The organism is Paenibacillus sp. V4I3, from assembly GCF_030817215.1.
In the GTDB taxonomy this organism is placed as follows: Bacteria; Bacillota; Bacilli; order Paenibacillales; family NBRC-103111; genus Paenibacillus_E.
Map to the genome: position 1 here is coordinate 711,154 of NZ_JAUSZA010000001.1, position 16,736 is coordinate 727,889.

Annotated in this window: 14 protein-coding genes and 1 tRNA gene; 2 read left to right on the forward strand and 13 right to left on the reverse strand. The window is 46.4% G+C overall.

What is annotated here, in order from left to right:
• Positions 1 to 24: 24 nt before the first annotated feature.
• From gpmI to QFZ77_RS03410, 5 genes are all read right to left on the reverse strand, one after another.
• The gene (gene gpmI, locus QFZ77_RS03390; protein WP_307436150.1) at positions 25 to 1,563 is read right to left on the reverse strand and encodes a 2,3-bisphosphoglycerate-independent phosphoglycerate mutase; all 1,539 of its coding nucleotides are present in this window, start codon (positions 1,561 to 1,563) and stop codon (positions 25 to 27) included.
• A 1-nt stretch (position 1,564) separates the two neighbouring features.
• A complete protein-coding gene (gene tpiA / locus QFZ77_RS03395) occupies positions 1,565 to 2,317 on the reverse strand; it encodes a triose-phosphate isomerase (protein WP_307436153.1) in 753 nt (250 codons plus the stop codon).
• A 23-nt stretch (positions 2,318 to 2,340) separates the two neighbouring features.
• A complete protein-coding gene (locus tag QFZ77_RS03400) occupies positions 2,341 to 3,522 on the reverse strand; it encodes a phosphoglycerate kinase (protein ID WP_307436155.1) in 1,182 nt (393 codons plus the stop codon).
• 120 nt (positions 3,523 to 3,642) lie between these two features.
• The gene (gene gap, locus QFZ77_RS03405; protein ID WP_171641362.1) at positions 3,643 to 4,650 is read right to left on the reverse strand and encodes a type I glyceraldehyde-3-phosphate dehydrogenase; all 1,008 of its coding nucleotides are present in this window, start codon (positions 4,648 to 4,650) and stop codon (positions 3,643 to 3,645) included.
• Positions 4,651 to 4,735: 85 nt separating this feature from the next.
• Positions 4,736 to 5,758: a sugar-binding transcriptional regulator gene (locus QFZ77_RS03410; protein WP_307436160.1), complete on the reverse strand. Its 1,023-nt coding sequence runs from the start codon at positions 5,756 to 5,758 to the stop codon at positions 4,736 to 4,738.
• 305 nt (positions 5,759 to 6,063) lie between these two features.
• On the opposite strand from QFZ77_RS03410, the gene QFZ77_RS03415 reads away from it, so the two are divergent.
• A tRNA-Arg gene (locus tag QFZ77_RS03415) sits at positions 6,064 to 6,135 on the forward strand.
• Between the two features lie 231 nt (positions 6,136 to 6,366).
• Complete coding sequence (clpP, locus tag QFZ77_RS03420) at positions 6,367 to 6,948, forward strand: ATP-dependent Clp endopeptidase proteolytic subunit ClpP (RefSeq protein WP_029195996.1); 582 nt, start codon at positions 6,367 to 6,369, stop codon at positions 6,946 to 6,948.
• 305 nt (positions 6,949 to 7,253) lie between these two features.
• On the opposite strand, the gene QFZ77_RS03425 is transcribed toward clpP, so the two are convergent.
• The 8 genes from QFZ77_RS03425 to QFZ77_RS03460 form a co-directional block, all read right to left on the reverse strand.
• A complete protein-coding gene (locus QFZ77_RS03425) occupies positions 7,254 to 9,023 on the reverse strand; it encodes a stalk domain-containing protein (protein WP_307436165.1) in 1,770 nt (589 codons plus the stop codon).
• A gap of 211 nt (positions 9,024 to 9,234) precedes the next feature.
• Positions 9,235 to 9,504, reverse strand: coding sequence for an HPr family phosphocarrier protein (locus tag QFZ77_RS03430; protein WP_028555561.1), 270 nt, complete (start codon positions 9,502 to 9,504; stop codon positions 9,235 to 9,237).
• Positions 9,505 to 9,652: 148 nt separating this feature from the next.
• Positions 9,653 to 10,585 (reverse strand): DNA-binding protein WhiA, encoded by a 933-nt coding sequence (whiA, locus tag QFZ77_RS03435; protein ID WP_029195994.1) that lies wholly within the window; start codon positions 10,583 to 10,585, stop codon positions 9,653 to 9,655.
• Positions 10,586 to 10,590: 5 nt separating this feature from the next.
• Entirely contained in the window at positions 10,591 to 11,574 is a 984-nt protein-coding gene (locus QFZ77_RS03440) for a gluconeogenesis factor YvcK family protein (protein ID WP_307436176.1), read from the reverse strand.
• Positions 11,575 to 11,605: 31 nt separating this feature from the next.
• Positions 11,606 to 12,493, reverse strand: a complete 888-nt coding sequence (rapZ, locus tag QFZ77_RS03445) for an RNase adapter RapZ (protein WP_056833528.1) — start codon at positions 12,491 to 12,493, stop codon at positions 11,606 to 11,608.
• A 76-nt stretch (positions 12,494 to 12,569) separates the two neighbouring features.
• Positions 12,570 to 13,517 carry an ROK family glucokinase gene (locus QFZ77_RS03450; RefSeq protein WP_307436182.1) on the reverse strand — a complete coding sequence of 316 codons (948 nt, stop codon included), beginning with the start codon at positions 13,515 to 13,517 and terminating at the stop codon, positions 12,570 to 12,572.
• 231 nt (positions 13,518 to 13,748) lie between these two features.
• On the reverse strand, positions 13,749 to 14,696 hold the full coding sequence (trxB, locus tag QFZ77_RS03455) for a thioredoxin-disulfide reductase (RefSeq protein WP_307436184.1): 948 nt from the start codon (positions 14,694 to 14,696) through the stop codon (positions 13,749 to 13,751).
• Between the two features lie 180 nt (positions 14,697 to 14,876).
• A complete protein-coding gene (locus QFZ77_RS03460; RefSeq protein ID WP_307436186.1) occupies positions 14,877 to 16,613 on the reverse strand; it encodes a tetratricopeptide repeat protein in 1,737 nt (578 codons plus the stop codon).
• Positions 16,614 to 16,736: the final 123 nt, after the last annotated feature.

A 16,736-nucleotide genomic window follows, 5' to 3' on the forward strand; every position in this document is an offset into this window, starting at 1 on the left:
CACTCCTTTAATATTATGTTTGAATTACCGCTTTATGATGGTTGTCCCGGTCATTTGTTCCGGTTGTGTAACCTCTAAGAAGTCTAGCATCGTTGGGGCAATATCTGCCAAAATTCCGCCGTCTCTTAGTGTAACAGATTTGTCCGTAACAATAAAAGGCACAGGATTCGTTGTATGTGCTGTGTTACGTGATCCATCTGCATTCGTAACCACATCAGCATTACCATGATCGGCTGTGATACAGACTACGCCGCCTTTGGCGAGGATCGCTTCTACAACTTGACCTAGACAAGCATCTGTTGCTTCGATTGCTTTAACGGTAGGCTCCAGCAAACCGGAGTGACCTACCATGTCAGGGTTAGCGAAGTTGAGAATGATCACGTCATGACGCTCATCTTCGACTTCCTTTACCACAGCAGCTGCCAACTCATATGCGCTCATTTCTGGTTGCAAATCGTACGTAGCTACTTTCGGCGAAGGAATAAGAAGACGGGTTTCACCTGGCAATTCCGCATCCCGACCACCACTGAAGAAGAAAGTTACGTGTGGGTATTTCTCTGTTTCCGCTGCACGAAGCTGCTTCAGACCATTCTGAGCCAGCACCTCACCGAGGGTATTGTCGAGATTCTTAGGCTTGTAGGCAACAAAGCCTTCTACGGATTCACTGAACAGTGTCAGACATACGTAGTACAGGTTCCTAGCTGCTTTAGGACCACGGTCAAAACCGCGGAAATCTTCATTTGTGAAGACTTGCGAAAGCTGAATCGCACGGTCAGGGCGGAAGTTGAAGAAGATAACCGCATCCCCTGATTCTACAAGACCTACCGGCTTGCTATCATCACCAACGATAACCGTTGGCATAACGAACTCGTCGAAGACCGATTTCTCATAAGATTCAATAATAGCCTTCATTGGATCTGTATAGGTAGGGCCCTCGCCATAAACCATGGCACGGTAGGATTTTTCCGTCCGCTCCCAACGTTTATCGCGATCCATCGCATAATAGCGGCCTTGAACGGTCGCAATATGCCCTACGCCGACTTCCATGATTTTGTGCTGCAGGCTGGCCATATAACTCTTTGCAGAATCTGGAGCCACATCGCGGCCATCTAGGAAAGCATGGATGTACACATCATCAAATTGTTCTTTTTTAGCCAAGTCCAGCAAAGCGAACAAATGCTGAATGTGACTATGTACGCCGCCATCGGAGAGCAGCCCGTAGAGGTGCAGCTTTTTTCCGTTTTCTTTTGCATGGCGAAAAGCGCCTAGAATCGTTTCATTATCGTAAAATTCACCATCACGAATCGATTTGGAAATCCGCGTCAGATCCTGATAGACGATACGGCCTGCGCCGATGTTTAGGTGTCCTACTTCAGAATTCCCCATCTGGCCTTCTGGCAAACCTACGGCCTCACCGCAAGCGGTAAGGGTTGTATGTGGATAACTTGACCAGTAACGGTCGTAGTTAGGCTTTTTGGCATGAGCAACCGCATTCCCCTGCTCTTCCGAGCGGAGTCCGAAGCCATCGAGAATGATGAGTGCTACCGGTTTCGGTCTGGACATGTTACTTCGCCCCCTGAACGAGCTGGATGTAGGAAGCTGGCTCTAAGCTCGCTCCGCCAACAAGTGCGCCATCAATGTCAGGCTGTGCCATGTACTCAGCAATGTTATTTGGCTTCACGCTGCCGCCGTATTGAATGCGAACCGCATCAGCTACGGACGCGCCGTATAGACCACTTACCAGCTGACGGATGTAGCCGATAACATCTTGTGCATCTTCAGCAGTGGAAGATTTACCTGTACCAATAGCCCAAATCGGCTCATAAGCGATAACAACTTGCGCTGCTTGCTCTGCGCTAAGACCAGCAAAAGCTGCTTCTGTTTGCACTTTACAAACATCTTTCGTTTGACCCGCTTCGCGTTCTTCCAGCTTTTCACCTACGCAAAGGATCGGAGTTAAGCCGTGTTTGAAAGCCGCAACGACTTTCTTATTTACGATTTCATCTGTCTCAGCGAAGTAAGCTCTACGCTCGGAGTGACCGATAATGACATACTCCACACCAAGATCCTTCAGCATAACGCCGCTGATTTCTCCTGTGTATGCGCCATTGTCTTCAAAATGCAAGTTTTGCGCTCCAACGTGAACGTCTGTACCTTTCACAGCTTCAACCAAAGCAGGCAGATTCGTAAAGGGGGAGCAAATTACGCTCTCAACGCCTTCTACAGTGCTGCCTTTTACTTCATTCACGAAGCTAACTGCTTCGGAAACGGTTTTGAACATTTTCCAGTTACCCGCGATAATCGGCTTTCTACTCATTGGATATGCTCCTTTACAATCAATTATTTATCGTTCAAGGCTACTACGCCTGGCAATGCTTTACCTTCCATGAATTCCAAGGAAGCTCCGCCACCTGTGGACATATGGTTCATTTGATCAGCCAAGTGGAATTTCTCTGTTGCTGCAGCGGAATCGCCACCACCGATAACTGTGTAACCCTCAGTAGTTGCACAAGCTTGCGCTACGGCACGTGTACCATGGGAGAAAGGCTCAATTTCGAATACGCCCATCGGTCCGTTCCAAACAACGAGTTTGGATTTCGCGATAACGTCTGCATATAGTTCACGTGTTTTCGGTCCGATATCAATACCTTCCCATTCAGCGGGAATTCCGTCAGCGCCAACGATTTGCGTGTTCGCATCTGCGCTGAATTTATCAGCAACAACAATATCAACTGGAATCAAGAAGTTAACGCCTTTTTCTTTTGCTTTTTCAATAAAGCTAAGCGCCAGGTCGAGTTTCTCGTTATCCACGAGAGATTTACCGATTTCGTGACCTTGTGCTTTCAGGAATGTATAAGTCAGACCACCGCCAATAAGGACGTTATCTGCAATGTTCAGGAGGTTCTCAATGACAGCGATCTTGTCTTTCACTTTGGATCCGCCAACGATGGCTGTGAAAGGACGCTCTGGATTGTTTAATGCTTTACCTAGAACATCAAGCTCTTTCTCCATCAATAAGCCGGAAACCGCTGGAATGAAGTGTGTGATTCCTTCTGTCGAAGCGTGCGCACGGTGAGCAGCACCGAATGCATCATTGACGAACAGGTCTGCAAGCTCAGCAAAAGCTTTTGCCAATTCAGGATCATTCTTCTCTTCGCCTTCATTGAAACGAACGTTTTCAAGCAAGAGAACGTCACCATTTTCAAGAGCATCCGCTTGCGCTTTCACGATTTCGCCAACCGATACATCCGCTTTAATCACGGATTGTCCAAGCAATTCAGCCAGCTTTGCAGCTACAGGTGTTAAACGCAGTTCTTCAACGACTTGACCTTTTGGACGTCCGAAGTGACTTGCAAGAATGACTTTCGCACCTTTTTCGACTAAAAATTTAATCGTAGGGAGTGTTTCTCTGATTCGTGTATCATCGGTGATTTGACCATTCTCTACAGGTACGTTGAAATCAACGCGAACAAACACTCTTTTACCAGCTACTTCAACATCGCGAACACTTTTCTTACTCATAGGTCAAAGCCTCCTGAACGTGTATGGTATACTTCCGGTCAACCTTTTATGTGGGAAAATCGCACATAAAGAGGAGAATCTCTTCTCCCCTTCATATGGTTTTTGTAATGATCTATGAAATTACAGACCTTTTTTAGCGATGAAAGCTACCAAGTCAACAACACGGTTGGAGTAGCCCCACTCGTTATCGTACCAGGAAACCACTTTCAGCATGTTGTCGCCAACTACCATTGTGGAAAGAGCATCAATTGTGGAGGAAGCTGGGTCACCATTGAAGTCACTGGATACAAGCGCATCTTCTGTGTAGTTCAGAATGCCTTTAAGTGGGCCTTCGGAAGCTTGTTTCAGAGCTGCGTTTACTTCGTCAACAGTTACGTTAACTTTCAATTCAACTACCAAGTCAGTAACGGAAACGTTAGGTGTAGGAACACGCATAGCCATACCGTTCAATTTGCCTTTAAGTTCTGGAAGAACAAGACCGATTGCTTTTGCTGCACCAGTGCTGGAAGGAATGATGTTCTCAGCTGCTGCGCGAGCACGACGAAGATCTTTATGAGGAACGTCAAGCACGGATTGGTCATTTGTGTAAGAGTGAACAGTTGTCATCATACCTTTTACGATACCGAAGCTATCGTTGATAACTTTCGCGAAAGGAGCCAGACAGTTTGTTGTACAAGAAGCGTTGGAGATAATTGTGTGAGCTGCTGGATCATATTTATCTTCGTTAACACCAAGTACGATTGTGATATCTTCGTCGGAAGCTGGAGCGGAAATGATAACTTTCTTAGCTCCGCCTTTCAAGTGAAGGGATGCTTTTTCTTTAGCTGTGAAAATACCAGTAGATTCGATTACGATTTCTGCGCCTACAGATGCCCAAGGCAGGTTCCCAGGGTCACGCTCAGCAAAAACTTTGATGGAACGACCGTTAACGATCAATTCGCCTTCACCAGCTTCAACTGTTGCGTCTAGTTTACCGTGAGTTGTGTCATATTTGAGCAAATGAGCCAATGTTTTAACGTCAGTCAAATCGTTTACTGCAACGATCTGTACTTCTGAGTTGTTCAAAGCTGCACGAAATACGTTACGACCAATACGTCCGAAACCGTTAATACCTACTTTTGTTGTCATAGCTGATTCCTCCTAAGATTAAATAAATAATTATATTTCAAAACGCAGCTGATGAAGGCATACGTTATGATGTCTTTCGTCTTCTTTAAACATGCTTCATAATTTCTAAAGCTGCTGCCTCATCGGTTACAAGAACATCTTCCTGTCCATGACGAAGCACGGAAGCGATCGCTTCCCCTTTACTCTTCCCGCCGGCTACACCAATGACGACTTCAATGCGCTGAAGATCCTCCAGACGAAGTCCTAAGGTTGGCATCTTGTGAACCACATTTCCTTGGCGGTCAAAATAGTACCCTAACGCCTCTGCGAGAGCACCCTCGGCTTCCAGACTGCGTGTCGTCTCGGCGTCGACCTTACGTCTTCGTGCCATAACCATAGCATCCCCGATACCGTGTACAACAATGCGACAACTGCGAACAGCGTTAACAACTTCTTGAATTTGTGGATCTTGGATGAGCGATTGGTACGCTTCTTCCCCGAGATGATCCGGTACATGCAGCAATCGGTATTTACCGCCAGTTTTCTTGGCCATAATTGAAGCAATGGTGTTCGCCTGCATATCCACACTTTCACCAAGTCCACCTCGAGCAGGTACAAACCAACTGCCTTTCATCGATGAGGATATCGCCAGGTTATTGGCAATCTGCGCCATCGTAGATCCGCCGGTTACTGCGATGATATCATCTTTGGACACGTACTTGCGGAGCGCTGCTGCACCTGCACGTCCTAGCTCCTTCTTCGTAAATACCGAAGTGTCGGAGTCTCCTGGGACAACAATCACTTGCGAGATGCTATACGACTTAGCAATGCTTTCCTCTAAGTCCGTCAATCCAAAAGCCATCTTAATGATGGGCTGCATGTCTTCAAGCAATTGACGGCCGGACTCACTAATCTTCATCCCTGTGGCATCCGATTCGAGAAGTCCGAGCTCCTTAAGGAAATCAACTTCCCCGCGCAGCACGCGTTCAGTCATATCGAGCGAAGAAGCTAACGTTCTGCGTCCGACAACACCAGAGACTAAGATATGATGTAGAATCGAGTACCGCTTCTTCATGATGTCCATGAGATCCGGCAAGAGCTGTTTCTGAATGTCAAGAATTTCTCTCATATGACGACTTATAACGCTCCTGATCCGTCTATTGGACGTTTTATGTCCCGGGTATACATTTTGTGTCCCACCCGGGCGAAAAAAAAGTTTCTTGCACAAATCTTACATCAGAAAGATGAAATCACTGAAAATTGTTCAGCGTGAATGCTTTCTGATAGCTTACTTTCTCATTATAACCAATAATCTTTCCAGATTCAACATTTGTTCAAACATTTTTCACCAATATGGGCTGAAAGGGCTTACTGTCTTGCTTTTTCTGGTTGGCTGACATATAATAACCCTTGCTTCACTTTTTAACTTTTTATGCGCCCGTGGTCCAATGGATATGACGTAGGCCTCCGAAGCCTGAGATAAAGGTTCGATTCCTTTCGGGCGCGTTCATAAGAATTGCAGTAGAATCAGCATCAGAATGGCCAAAATCAGCATCCCTGCTGATTTTTTTTGTTGTTAGTTTGACCTTTCTTGACCTTCAGAGGTTTTTTCGTTATCATACTTGTAGATACTGTAAACAGTATGTACACGGGAGATCAATTTCATAATTCAATGATGACATTGATTCCACGCATCAAACTTTTAAACCATCTACCCACCCCAAGGAGGTCATTCTCATGAGTTTTATCCCTATGGTCGTCGAACAGGACGCGCGCGGTGAAAGAGGGTATGACATCTACTCTCGCTTGCTGAAGGACCGCATTATTTTCTTAGGCACGGGTGTCAACGATGTTGTGGCTAATTCCATCATTGCTCAGCTACTTTTCTTGGCCGCACAAGATCCTGATAAAGATATCTCGCTTTACATCAACAGCCCTGGCGGTTCCATTACAGCCGGTATGGCTATCTTTGACACGATGCAGTTCATTAAGCCAGACGTATCTACGATCTGTGTTGGTATGGCTGCTTCTATGGGAGCATTCCTCCTCACAGCAGGTGCCAAAGGCAAACGTTACGCTTTGCCTAACAGTGAAGTCATGATTCACCAACCACTAGGTGGTGCTGAAGGTCAAGCCTCAGACATCGAAATCCGCGCTAAGCGTATTTTGAAAATGAGAGACAACCTGAACAAAATCCTAGCAGAGCGCACGGGCCAAACTTTTGAGCGCATCGAAAAGGATACAGACCGCGACAACTTCATGAGCGCTGCGGAAGCGGCCGAATACGGACTCATCGATAAAGTCATCGAGCGCGTCTAATTTGTAAAATAAAAAACCAGCCTGCAGTGACTGCTCGAACGAGCGGCCGTGCGGCTGGTTTTTTTATTGGATCTCCTCACATTCTACTTCTCTCCGCCGCCGTAAGCTTGGAAACCGACTTCTCAGCCCTCACAACCCAGCCTCATCTTGGGTTGAGCTTACTGTAGGCTAGGTTTCCGAGCTTATTACCCATCTCCTCACCGCTGCTTCAAGCTTGCAAACAAAATAAGAGCCTCCAGAGACCCCAGTGTTATGCTGTTAAGCAACACTAGGATCTCCAAAGGCTCTTATCTTTCAAACTTACCTTACTTCTTCTCATCCAACGGATAGAAAATCAGGTCAATCGGGAATGCCGATCCAGCCGGAGGCGTAAACTCGATGTCCAGCGCGTCTTCCGTACCCGTTGTACGAGCCAGTACTTCCATTCCGTCAAATGCCGTAATGACACCGGAATATGGAACTGGAATGATTTCACCGTTTATTTTGAACGGTCCTTTGAACACACCGCCTTTGGCCATGATCATAACAGCCATCTTGCGCGGCTTATCCGAATGGATTTTATAGACTACGCCATAATTACCGCCGTTCTCCACATTCTGCTTACGCATCACGTCATACCCTTTAACGAACGGATCCGTCTTGTTATCCCCAATCGTTAGTACCGACGTTTTCGTGAAGCTTGTGGCGTCTACATCCCATTTAATCTCTGATATCGGGAACGTCCCGCGTACGTGGCCAGTGAAGCCTAATAACGGAAGCTCTTGTGCTATCGTTGGCGTCAGCATGCGATCCGTCACACCGAACGAGATTTGCAGCTCACCATCTGTTTCCACATCGTAAAATAAGTTCACACCCTGCCCCGGATAGAAGTCCGGAAGCTTCGCATATACGTAAGTCTCATGAGGAGGCACCGTCAGTTCGTCCGTGTACACATTGCCTAGAAGGAAGTCTACGGATGCTTCGCTACCGATCAAATTCGCATAAACGGAAGGATACACCTCCCCTTTATTTGTTGTCTTGATCTTAACCGGCTTATCCGAGTTATTCGTTGCGAATATCGCCATGGTCATTTTCTGCTTCGTACCGTTGATATGATCGGCATACAGTCGCGCCTTACCATTGATGTTATCACGGTACAGAATACCACTCTCTGTAAATTCTTCCGGACTGTCGCTCACTAGCAGCGTACGCCCTGGAACTTCGGTTACTTTCTTAGGCAAAGGAGCCATCTCATTGAAATGAGCCCAAATCGTGCCCCAATCCGACTTGATGAAACCACCAACCGGCTTCATATAAATCGGGTATTCCACTTCAGTCAAATAAGGTTCATTAACCACCGTTACAAAGCTTTTGAACAATTTACTTACATGTCCGTGACCATCTTTCACCGTCAAAGTAACCGGATATTTACCTGGTTTGAAAAAGGCTTCTTGATTACCTGCCCAATCATAGGACGCAATACCTTCCGCATCGGGATCATAGCTAAGATCGAGATACTTCACAGGCTCTCCAAGACGGTATGTAGGCTTTGCTGTTGCGAACTTTGCTACAGGTCTGGAGTTGCTATCCTGGTCAATATAGATGCCCTCAGGCGTCTTAAAGTGTACGATTTCCACTCGACGGAGTTCATTATTATATTTATACTTCGCGCCCATATAGTCTGCTAACCAAGTTAGCTTCACTAGAAGCTTCCCATTTACGATCGCAGCAACCGTGTTGAATGGTGTATCTACCCCATTGGTGGTCACGGTCTTATGATCCGCATCGAGAACGATGTCGTAACCCGGAGGGGTCATCTGAATAGTCCGTGAAGCATCATTCCACTCCACCTTGAAACCCATCGTATCCCCAAGGAACTTAGCAGGGACAAATGTACTGCCATTGATAATCGTGGACGGAGACTCCAAATGGATTTGCTCCTCATTTACGAACGCTTCTGACTTATCGATATAAAGTAAAATGAAGGACGAGCTTGTCGATACCGCGTGAGCTGCCGGTGATACGATCGTACTAGCAAGAAACACGATCAACGCAAGCAGGAGGGTAACCTCTTTTTTTAGCGAATTCAATTTCATTCTCTTCTCTGGCTCCTTTAACATTTGAATGCAGCCGGCAGAAATGGCAAATAGCCCTTTCCTTCGTTGGCCACGTTCATTAGACGTCGACAAGAGAAAAAGGTTGCTAATTTCCCTAATTGTTAACAAATTTGACACTTATTAAACTTCGCTGTACTGTACGGCCACTTCACTCGCAAAAAAGCCTCCTCGAAAGGAAGCTTTTGAAGGATTATTGGTTTTCCAATTCTTCCTTGCTAACTAATGTGACTAAAGCGTTTACAGCCTGCTCGGCGTCCGAACCTTCTGCACTTATGAAGACTTCGGTCCCTGTACTGATCGCAAGACTCATAATTCCCATGATGCTTTTCGCATTCACTTTCTTTTCATCTTTCTCAACAAAGATCTCAGATGAAAATTTATTCGCCTCTTGAACAAACAATGCCGCAGGTCTGGCATGAAGTCCTGTTCTCAACTTCACAACGACTGGACGTCTGGACATGGAACTAATTCCCCCTAATATGGAGCTTATATGAATTACTATTGATAACAGTGCTATACCCTATGTTTTAACATTATAGCATTTTTCCCTGAAGTACACTAGAAAAAATGAGAAAAACTTATAGATGCGCTGTACAGGGCCATCTTATCTACGAATTCCGCTGTTTTTCAGCCAATTCGTCGATTTTTCGTAGACGATGATTGACGCCAGATTTGCTTACACTGCCCTTAAGCATGTCGCCAACCTCCTTGAGATTCAGATCGGGATGCTGAAGTCTAATCTCGGCAACCTCTCTTAGCTTCTCAGGCAAGCTATCCAGTCCGACCTCCCTTTGCAGGAGACGGATATTTTCGATCTGTCTAACGGCTGCGCCAATCGTCTTATTGAGGTTCGCTGTTTCACAATTGACAATACGATTTACCGAGTTACGCATATCCTTCATGATCCGGACATCCTCAAAGCGCAGCAGCGCTTGATGTGCCCCAATGATACTTAGAAACTCAATAATCTTCTCGCCTTCCTTGATATACAAGACGAACCCTTTTTTGCGCTCGATGCAGCGGGCATTCAAATCGAATTTGTTCGCAAGCTGTGACAACGCCTTGCAATGCTCCTCGTAAATCGAGGCAATCTCGAGGTGATAAGAAGAACCCTCGGGATTATTCACCGAGCCTCCAGCCATGAATGCCCCACGAAGATAGGCACGTTTGCAGCAATTGCCTCGAATGATCTCTTTATTAATTCCCGTAGTGAAGATGAACCCTTCGGAAACAATTTTTAGATCACTGAGCAGCTCCTGGACCTGACCGGGAACTCTAACAATATACACGTTATTCTTCTTCAAACGCATTTTTTTACGCACGAGCAGCTCAGTGTGCAATTTGTACGTCTTTTTGATGAGCGTGTATATCCGCCTAGCAATAGCTGCATTCTCGGTGGAAATATCAAGTACGACGCGTTGGCTGGTTAGCTGCACAGATCCATTCATTCGAATCAAAGCCGACAGCTCCGCTTTTTCACAACATGCTTCCGCATCTGTAATTAACGTCAATTCTTTTTTGGTTGTTGCCGCAAAGGACAAGGGACTCACTTCTTCCTTAACATCCAGCTTTCGACGAGCTGATAAATATGGTCACTCAATTTCTCTGCATCATGACGAAGGTAGGTACGAAATAGCACGAGTCGATCAGCAATAATCCGATACCCTCTCTTCGTGACTTCTTCTAGGTCCAAATGAACCGCTTTCGAACCCTTTTCCGCATATTTCGCCTGAACTTGCGGAGGGATTTCCCCATTGTTCACAATCACATAGTCAAACAAATGTTGGCCCAGGTGATCATAAATGGCATCCAGATGATCGCTGACCGAGTAGTCGTCGGTTTCGCCTGGCTGTGTCATCACATTGCAGATGAACAACTTTACAGCATTCGATTTCACAATTTCTTCCGCGATCCCAGGGACAAGTAGATTCGGCAGTAAGCTGGTATATAAACTACCAGGGCCGCATAATATGGCATCCGCTTCGCGTATAGCTTGAACGGCTTCAGCTAGCGGTGTCACGTTAGTCGGCTCGATGAACACACGTTTGATGCGTCCATCTGCTTTTGGAATCTTGGACTCGCCTACGACTAAGGTACCATCTTCCATGATCGCTTTCAACACGATAGCTTGATTCGATGCGGGGAGCACCCGGCCTCGGACAGCAAATACCCGATTCATCTCTTGAACCGCAGTGACAAAGTCACCTGTAATATCCGTAAGAGCTGCTAGTATTAGATTTCCCAGACTGTGTCCAGCTAAACCTGTACCCACTTGAAATCTATATTGCAAAATAAGCGACAGTAAGGGCTCGACATCAGCAAGGGCCGTTAGTACGCTGCGAATGTCACCTGGAGGAGGCATCTGCAATTCATTCCGGAGAATGCCAGAGCTTCCTCCATCATCCGCTACCGTCACAATGGCTGTAATATCAACCGGTTTCTCCTTCAATCCTCTAAGCATAACCGAAAGACCTGTTCCACCGCCAATAACGACTATTCTGGGCTTGCGTTGTAATTCAACATGTTCCATACTTCTTTCACCCTCTTAATCGTAGGACTGCTTATACACGGTCCCGCTCGGCGTCTCGATGACTCAAACGCACGGTTTCGGTTTCGCTATTCCCCATCACTTTGCCGAGATATTCCGTGATGGCGACGGATCGGTGTTTACCTCCAGTGCAGCCTATTCCTACAACAACCTGGCTCTTGCCTTCTTTCTTATATTGAGGCATTAAGAAATGCAGCATATCGAGCAGCTTATTCAGGAACTCTTGCGTTTCGCTCCACTTCATCACGTAATCATACACATCGGGATCTTGACCCGTCTGTGGACGAAGCTGTTCGACATAGTGTGGATTCGGTAAGAAGCGAACATCGAAGATTAAATCAGCATCAATAGGGACACCATACTTAAATCCGAAGGAGATTACATTTATAGATATGCGGTTTGTTTCCAAATTGGTAAACCGGGAAATAATTCTTTCTTTGAGCTGCACCGGCTTAAGCGTGCTTGTGTCAATAACCTGTGTGGCTAAGCCTTTCAGCTCTTCAAGCAGTTTACGCTCAAGACCAATACCTTCAAGCGGCGCTCCATCGGGAGCTAGCGGGTGACGGCGGCGGCTTTCCTTATAACGCTGTACTAGCGTCGCATCGGTAGCATCTAGGAATAGAATTTCATAACTAAGCGTGTAATTCTCTTGAATATAACGAAGCGACTCCTGAAGTGCAGTGAAAAATTCACGCCCTCGCAAATCAATCACCAGTGCCACTTTGCCGATTTTCCCCATCGACTGCTCGATCAACTCAGCAAATTTAGGAATCAGCACAGGAGGCAAATTATCTACGCAGAAGAATCCTAAATCCTCTAGACTCTGTACAGCAATCGTCTTACCTGCACCTGACATTCCTGTAATTATGACCAGTTTCGCTAAAGGGTGGTTTTCTTCCATGAATGACACCTTCCTTTGGAGTGCTTCTCGCAGGCCAACTCAGATCCGCTAACCATACGAACAGTACGTTTTACGACTATCTTAAATTCAAACCAGCAGCGCCCACGATGCCTGCATCGTTACCGAGTGTTGCAGCAACGATCTCAACACCTTCTGAGGCTGTCTCTGGCGTGTATTTCTTAAAGGTTTCACGAATCGGTTGGAATAAAATTTCTCCTGCTTTAGAAACACCACCACCGATAATGAATCGTTTCGGGTTAATAATAACAGCCAACGCAGCCATCGAACGTCCAATATAATATGCAGCACGGTTCACGATGCGCAGGGATACTTCATCTCCGCTCTTGGCTGCATCGAAGACATGCTTCGCTTCAATCTTCTCATGAAGAGCTAATGACGTTTTCTCGCCGCGTTCAACCGCTTCATTGGCCATACGAACGATGCCTGTCGCCGACGAAACTGTTTCTAGACAACCCATTTGTCCACATCCACACTGAATCGCTTCAATGTCGGGCACAACGGACATATGACCAAGCTCTCCAGCCATACCCGTAGAACCTTGATAAATTTTCCCATTAATAATAATCCCGCCGCCAACACCTGTTCCGAGCGTATAGCAAACTATATTTGGAATTCCTGCTCCGCTGCCTGCCCAAGCTTCGCCTAAAGCAGCTACATTAGCATCGTTGTCAATCTTAACTGTTTTACCAAGAAATTCTTCCAGCATTTTCTTCGCAGGGACATTATGCCATTGCAAATTGGGAGAGAATTTGACAAAGCCTTCCGGAATATCCATGAATCCGGCTAAACCTGCGCCAATACCAGCCACTTGCTCCCATTCAAACGGAGACTCTTCGACAATTTGGCGTACATACTGCGCAATTCGCTCAATTACAAAATCAGAACCATTTTCCGCACCTGTAGGGCCTTCAAACGTATGCAGCAGTTTCCCCTGCTCATCGCAGATACCCACTTTGATATTCGTACCGCCTAAATCTACACCGATATAAATCTGATCTGACATTGCAAGGTCACCTCATGAATATTCATATAATTTTCGGATATTTTCCGGGGTCCCCGCAAAAGTAATCGGAATATGCTTCGAAGGCTATGCGTCACTTTGTGGGGTTTACTTATGCTCCTGTTCCAACTATAAGTCAAGCCTGGAAACTGGTCAAGATTCAACAGCTCCCAAAGAAATGAGAAAACGTGGAGAGATTAGCCCTCCACGTTTGCTGTAAAGACTCCAGACCACTTACAGCGACTGGCTCCAATCGTGTACGATGCTTCCTTCTAGGAACTTTTCAGCTTCCAGGGCAGCTGCACATCCACTTCCTGCCGCTGTAATCGCTTGGCGATACTTCGTGTCTTGCACGTCACCACAAGCAAATACACCAGGGATATTCGTTTCCGTCGTGCCCGGCTTCACAATAATATAGCCGTGCTCATCCGTATCAATTTGTCCACCTAAGAACTTCGTATTCGGTGTATGGCCAATAGCTACAAAGATACCGTCCGTTTCGATGATTTCATCTTCACCGGTTTCGTTATTTTTGACCTTCAGGCCTGTTACACCTTTTTCACCAGCTACAACTTCAAGCGGCGTATTATTCAGTGCCCATTTTACTTTTTCGTTGCCGCGAGCACGGTCCTGCATAATCTTCGAAGCGCGAAGTTCATCGCGACGGTGGACTAAGCGAACTTCCGAAGCAAAGCGAGTAAGGAAATTCGCCTCTTCCATGGCTGAGTCACCACCACCAACGACAACAATCTTTTTGCCGCGGAAGAAGAATCCGTCACACGTTGCGCAAGTACTTACGCCGCGTCCGATGTTTTCTCTCTCATTGGTAATTCCCAGCAATCTGGCAGAAGCACCCGTGGAGATAATCAGTGTTTCTGTCTCGATCTCGCCAAGACCTTCAACTTGCAGTTTAAACGGACGATTCGTCAGCTCAACAGAGTTCACCCAACCGGTTTTGAATTCGGCGCCGAAACGTTCTGCTTGCTTACGCATATTCTCCATTAATTCAGGACCCATAATCCCTTCAGGGAAGCCGGGGAAGTTCTCTACTTCGGTAGTAGTGGTTAGCTGTCCCCCTGGCTCTGGCCCCTCAATAACGAGCGGGCTAAGGTTGGCACGCGCTAAATAAATGGCTGCTGTTAGACCGGATGGTCCTGTTCCTACAACGACTGATTTGTACATATGGTTTCCCTCCTAGGTGCTTTCCTTAGGAAAGCTATCTACGTAAGCATCGCCTGCGTTTTGCTTCAGCAAGACAGCCTTCGTATGCTCCGCTTTATTGTGCTTCCATGCGAGCAGTCGAAACCGCCTCTTTATTTATGTATGAAAGCCAAGTCTTTCGACAAGGCAAAAGACTGGCTATCAAATACTCGTGAATTTGTTAAAAATAGCTTCCATCTTCTCACGTAAACCGCACGTGTCATCAATCAACTTTACATTGCGGCTTACTGTTGAGACTGTAACGCCATAGCGTGTAGATACTTCCTGGTAGGAAATAGCTCGGCGATGCATCTTAGCGATCAAATATTCTAACGCTGCCGCCCAGCCCTCGGATTTATGAATCTTAGGCACGCCCGGGTAGATCTTCGTCAGAAATTCAACCCATAAGATTTCCAAATCATACTGTTGAACCATATCATAGCGCTTGTGCATATGGGAAAGCGCCGTTTCCATCACACTCTGCCATTTGGCATCCCAAATAGGCAAATGCGGCGAGTAAGGAGAGGCCTCTACCGTAATCTCTTGGTTCTCAAGATAGGCGGGAAGTGACTCTCGGATCCCCATACTGCGAAGCACGAAAATGGCGACTCGTTTCAAATAGTCATCCTCTTGACGATCTAGGATGAAATCCTGCAAAGCATCTCTCACTTCATTATCAGCAATTAAGCCGAACGCTTGGATCACCTGCAGCTTCGTCTCGATATCACCATGGCGCAAAGCCCAGAAGAAGGAAGAACGCACTAGCGGATCTTTCTTCAATTGGTCTGGGATTCCTTGCGTGGATTTCTCCAACACCCTAAACTGCTCTTCGAAAGGCAGATGGTAGTGATAGCTCCACGTTAGCGGCCCTTCGACCTTCTCGCGTGAGCGCAGCTGCTCCAAGTAAAACTTGGAAATTTCGGCGCCGGGATCAAGCTTCTCGGCTTGCTTCCAATATCGGTAAGCCTCGCCGAATCGACCGATATGGCTGGCTGCTACCGCTGCATAATGATAGAGGCAAGGGTCTGCTGTACCGTCTCCTGCTTTAAGCAGGCGCTTAAACAAGTGGTATGCCTTCTCATGCTCAGAAAGGATGCCCATCGTTGTAGCAAGCTTGAAAACATGATCCTGCTGAAAAGGAAACGTCTTGCACAATAGAGATGTTAGCTCTGCTAACTCCTCCTTGTTACCGAAATGCTGATGGAAAATGGCCATATTACATAGCGCATGCAGATTTCCGGCATCGATGTCGAGCACCGCACGAATCGTTTCCATTGCCTTCTCAAACTGACCCATATAGTAATAAGCAAGGGCCAGATTGTTGCGGGCAGCTGTGAAATCAGGTTGATTCTTCACCAATTTCTCTAACTGCCTCACAGCTTCAGCGAACTTACCCTCTTCGAGAAGCGCACGGGCTTTATCATGCTCGAAGAGCCCTTCTCGACTCTTAATGCTAGTGAGAGGGGCGGGACGTTCAAGCTCGTAGCTTAGCATTTCCATCATTTCTTCGGATTCATCCATGAATTGACCTGTTGGGTCCGTCTCCAAGTATCGAACCAACGCTTGTTCAGCCTGCTCGAAATTTTCCATGTTGGCATAGTTGTTTGCCATATAAAAGTGACATTCCGTCATCTCGGGATCGATCATATCAAGGACATGCTGCAGAATTTGGTTCGACTCGTCATAATTGCCCATTTCGGAGAGAACTCCTGCGAGATTGCAGTGATTCACAGGGTTATCCTGCTCATATTCTGCAGCTCGCCGGAAATATTTCAATGCCTTATCATAATGAAACCGATCCAAAGATTGAACCGCTCTCTCGAAAAAGAATGCGGCATCCATGTTAATTGAGATAACTTTAGGCTTTGGCGCTTCGGACACACGCTTAATCTTTTCCATAGCAAGACACCTCCGGCAATTTGATTACACTCAAATTATACCATAGATCGCTTGGAAGCCAAAAACATAATCCGAAGGTAAGATCTGGTCTTGATTTTGCTCTTGAACTTTGCTCTTTGAACT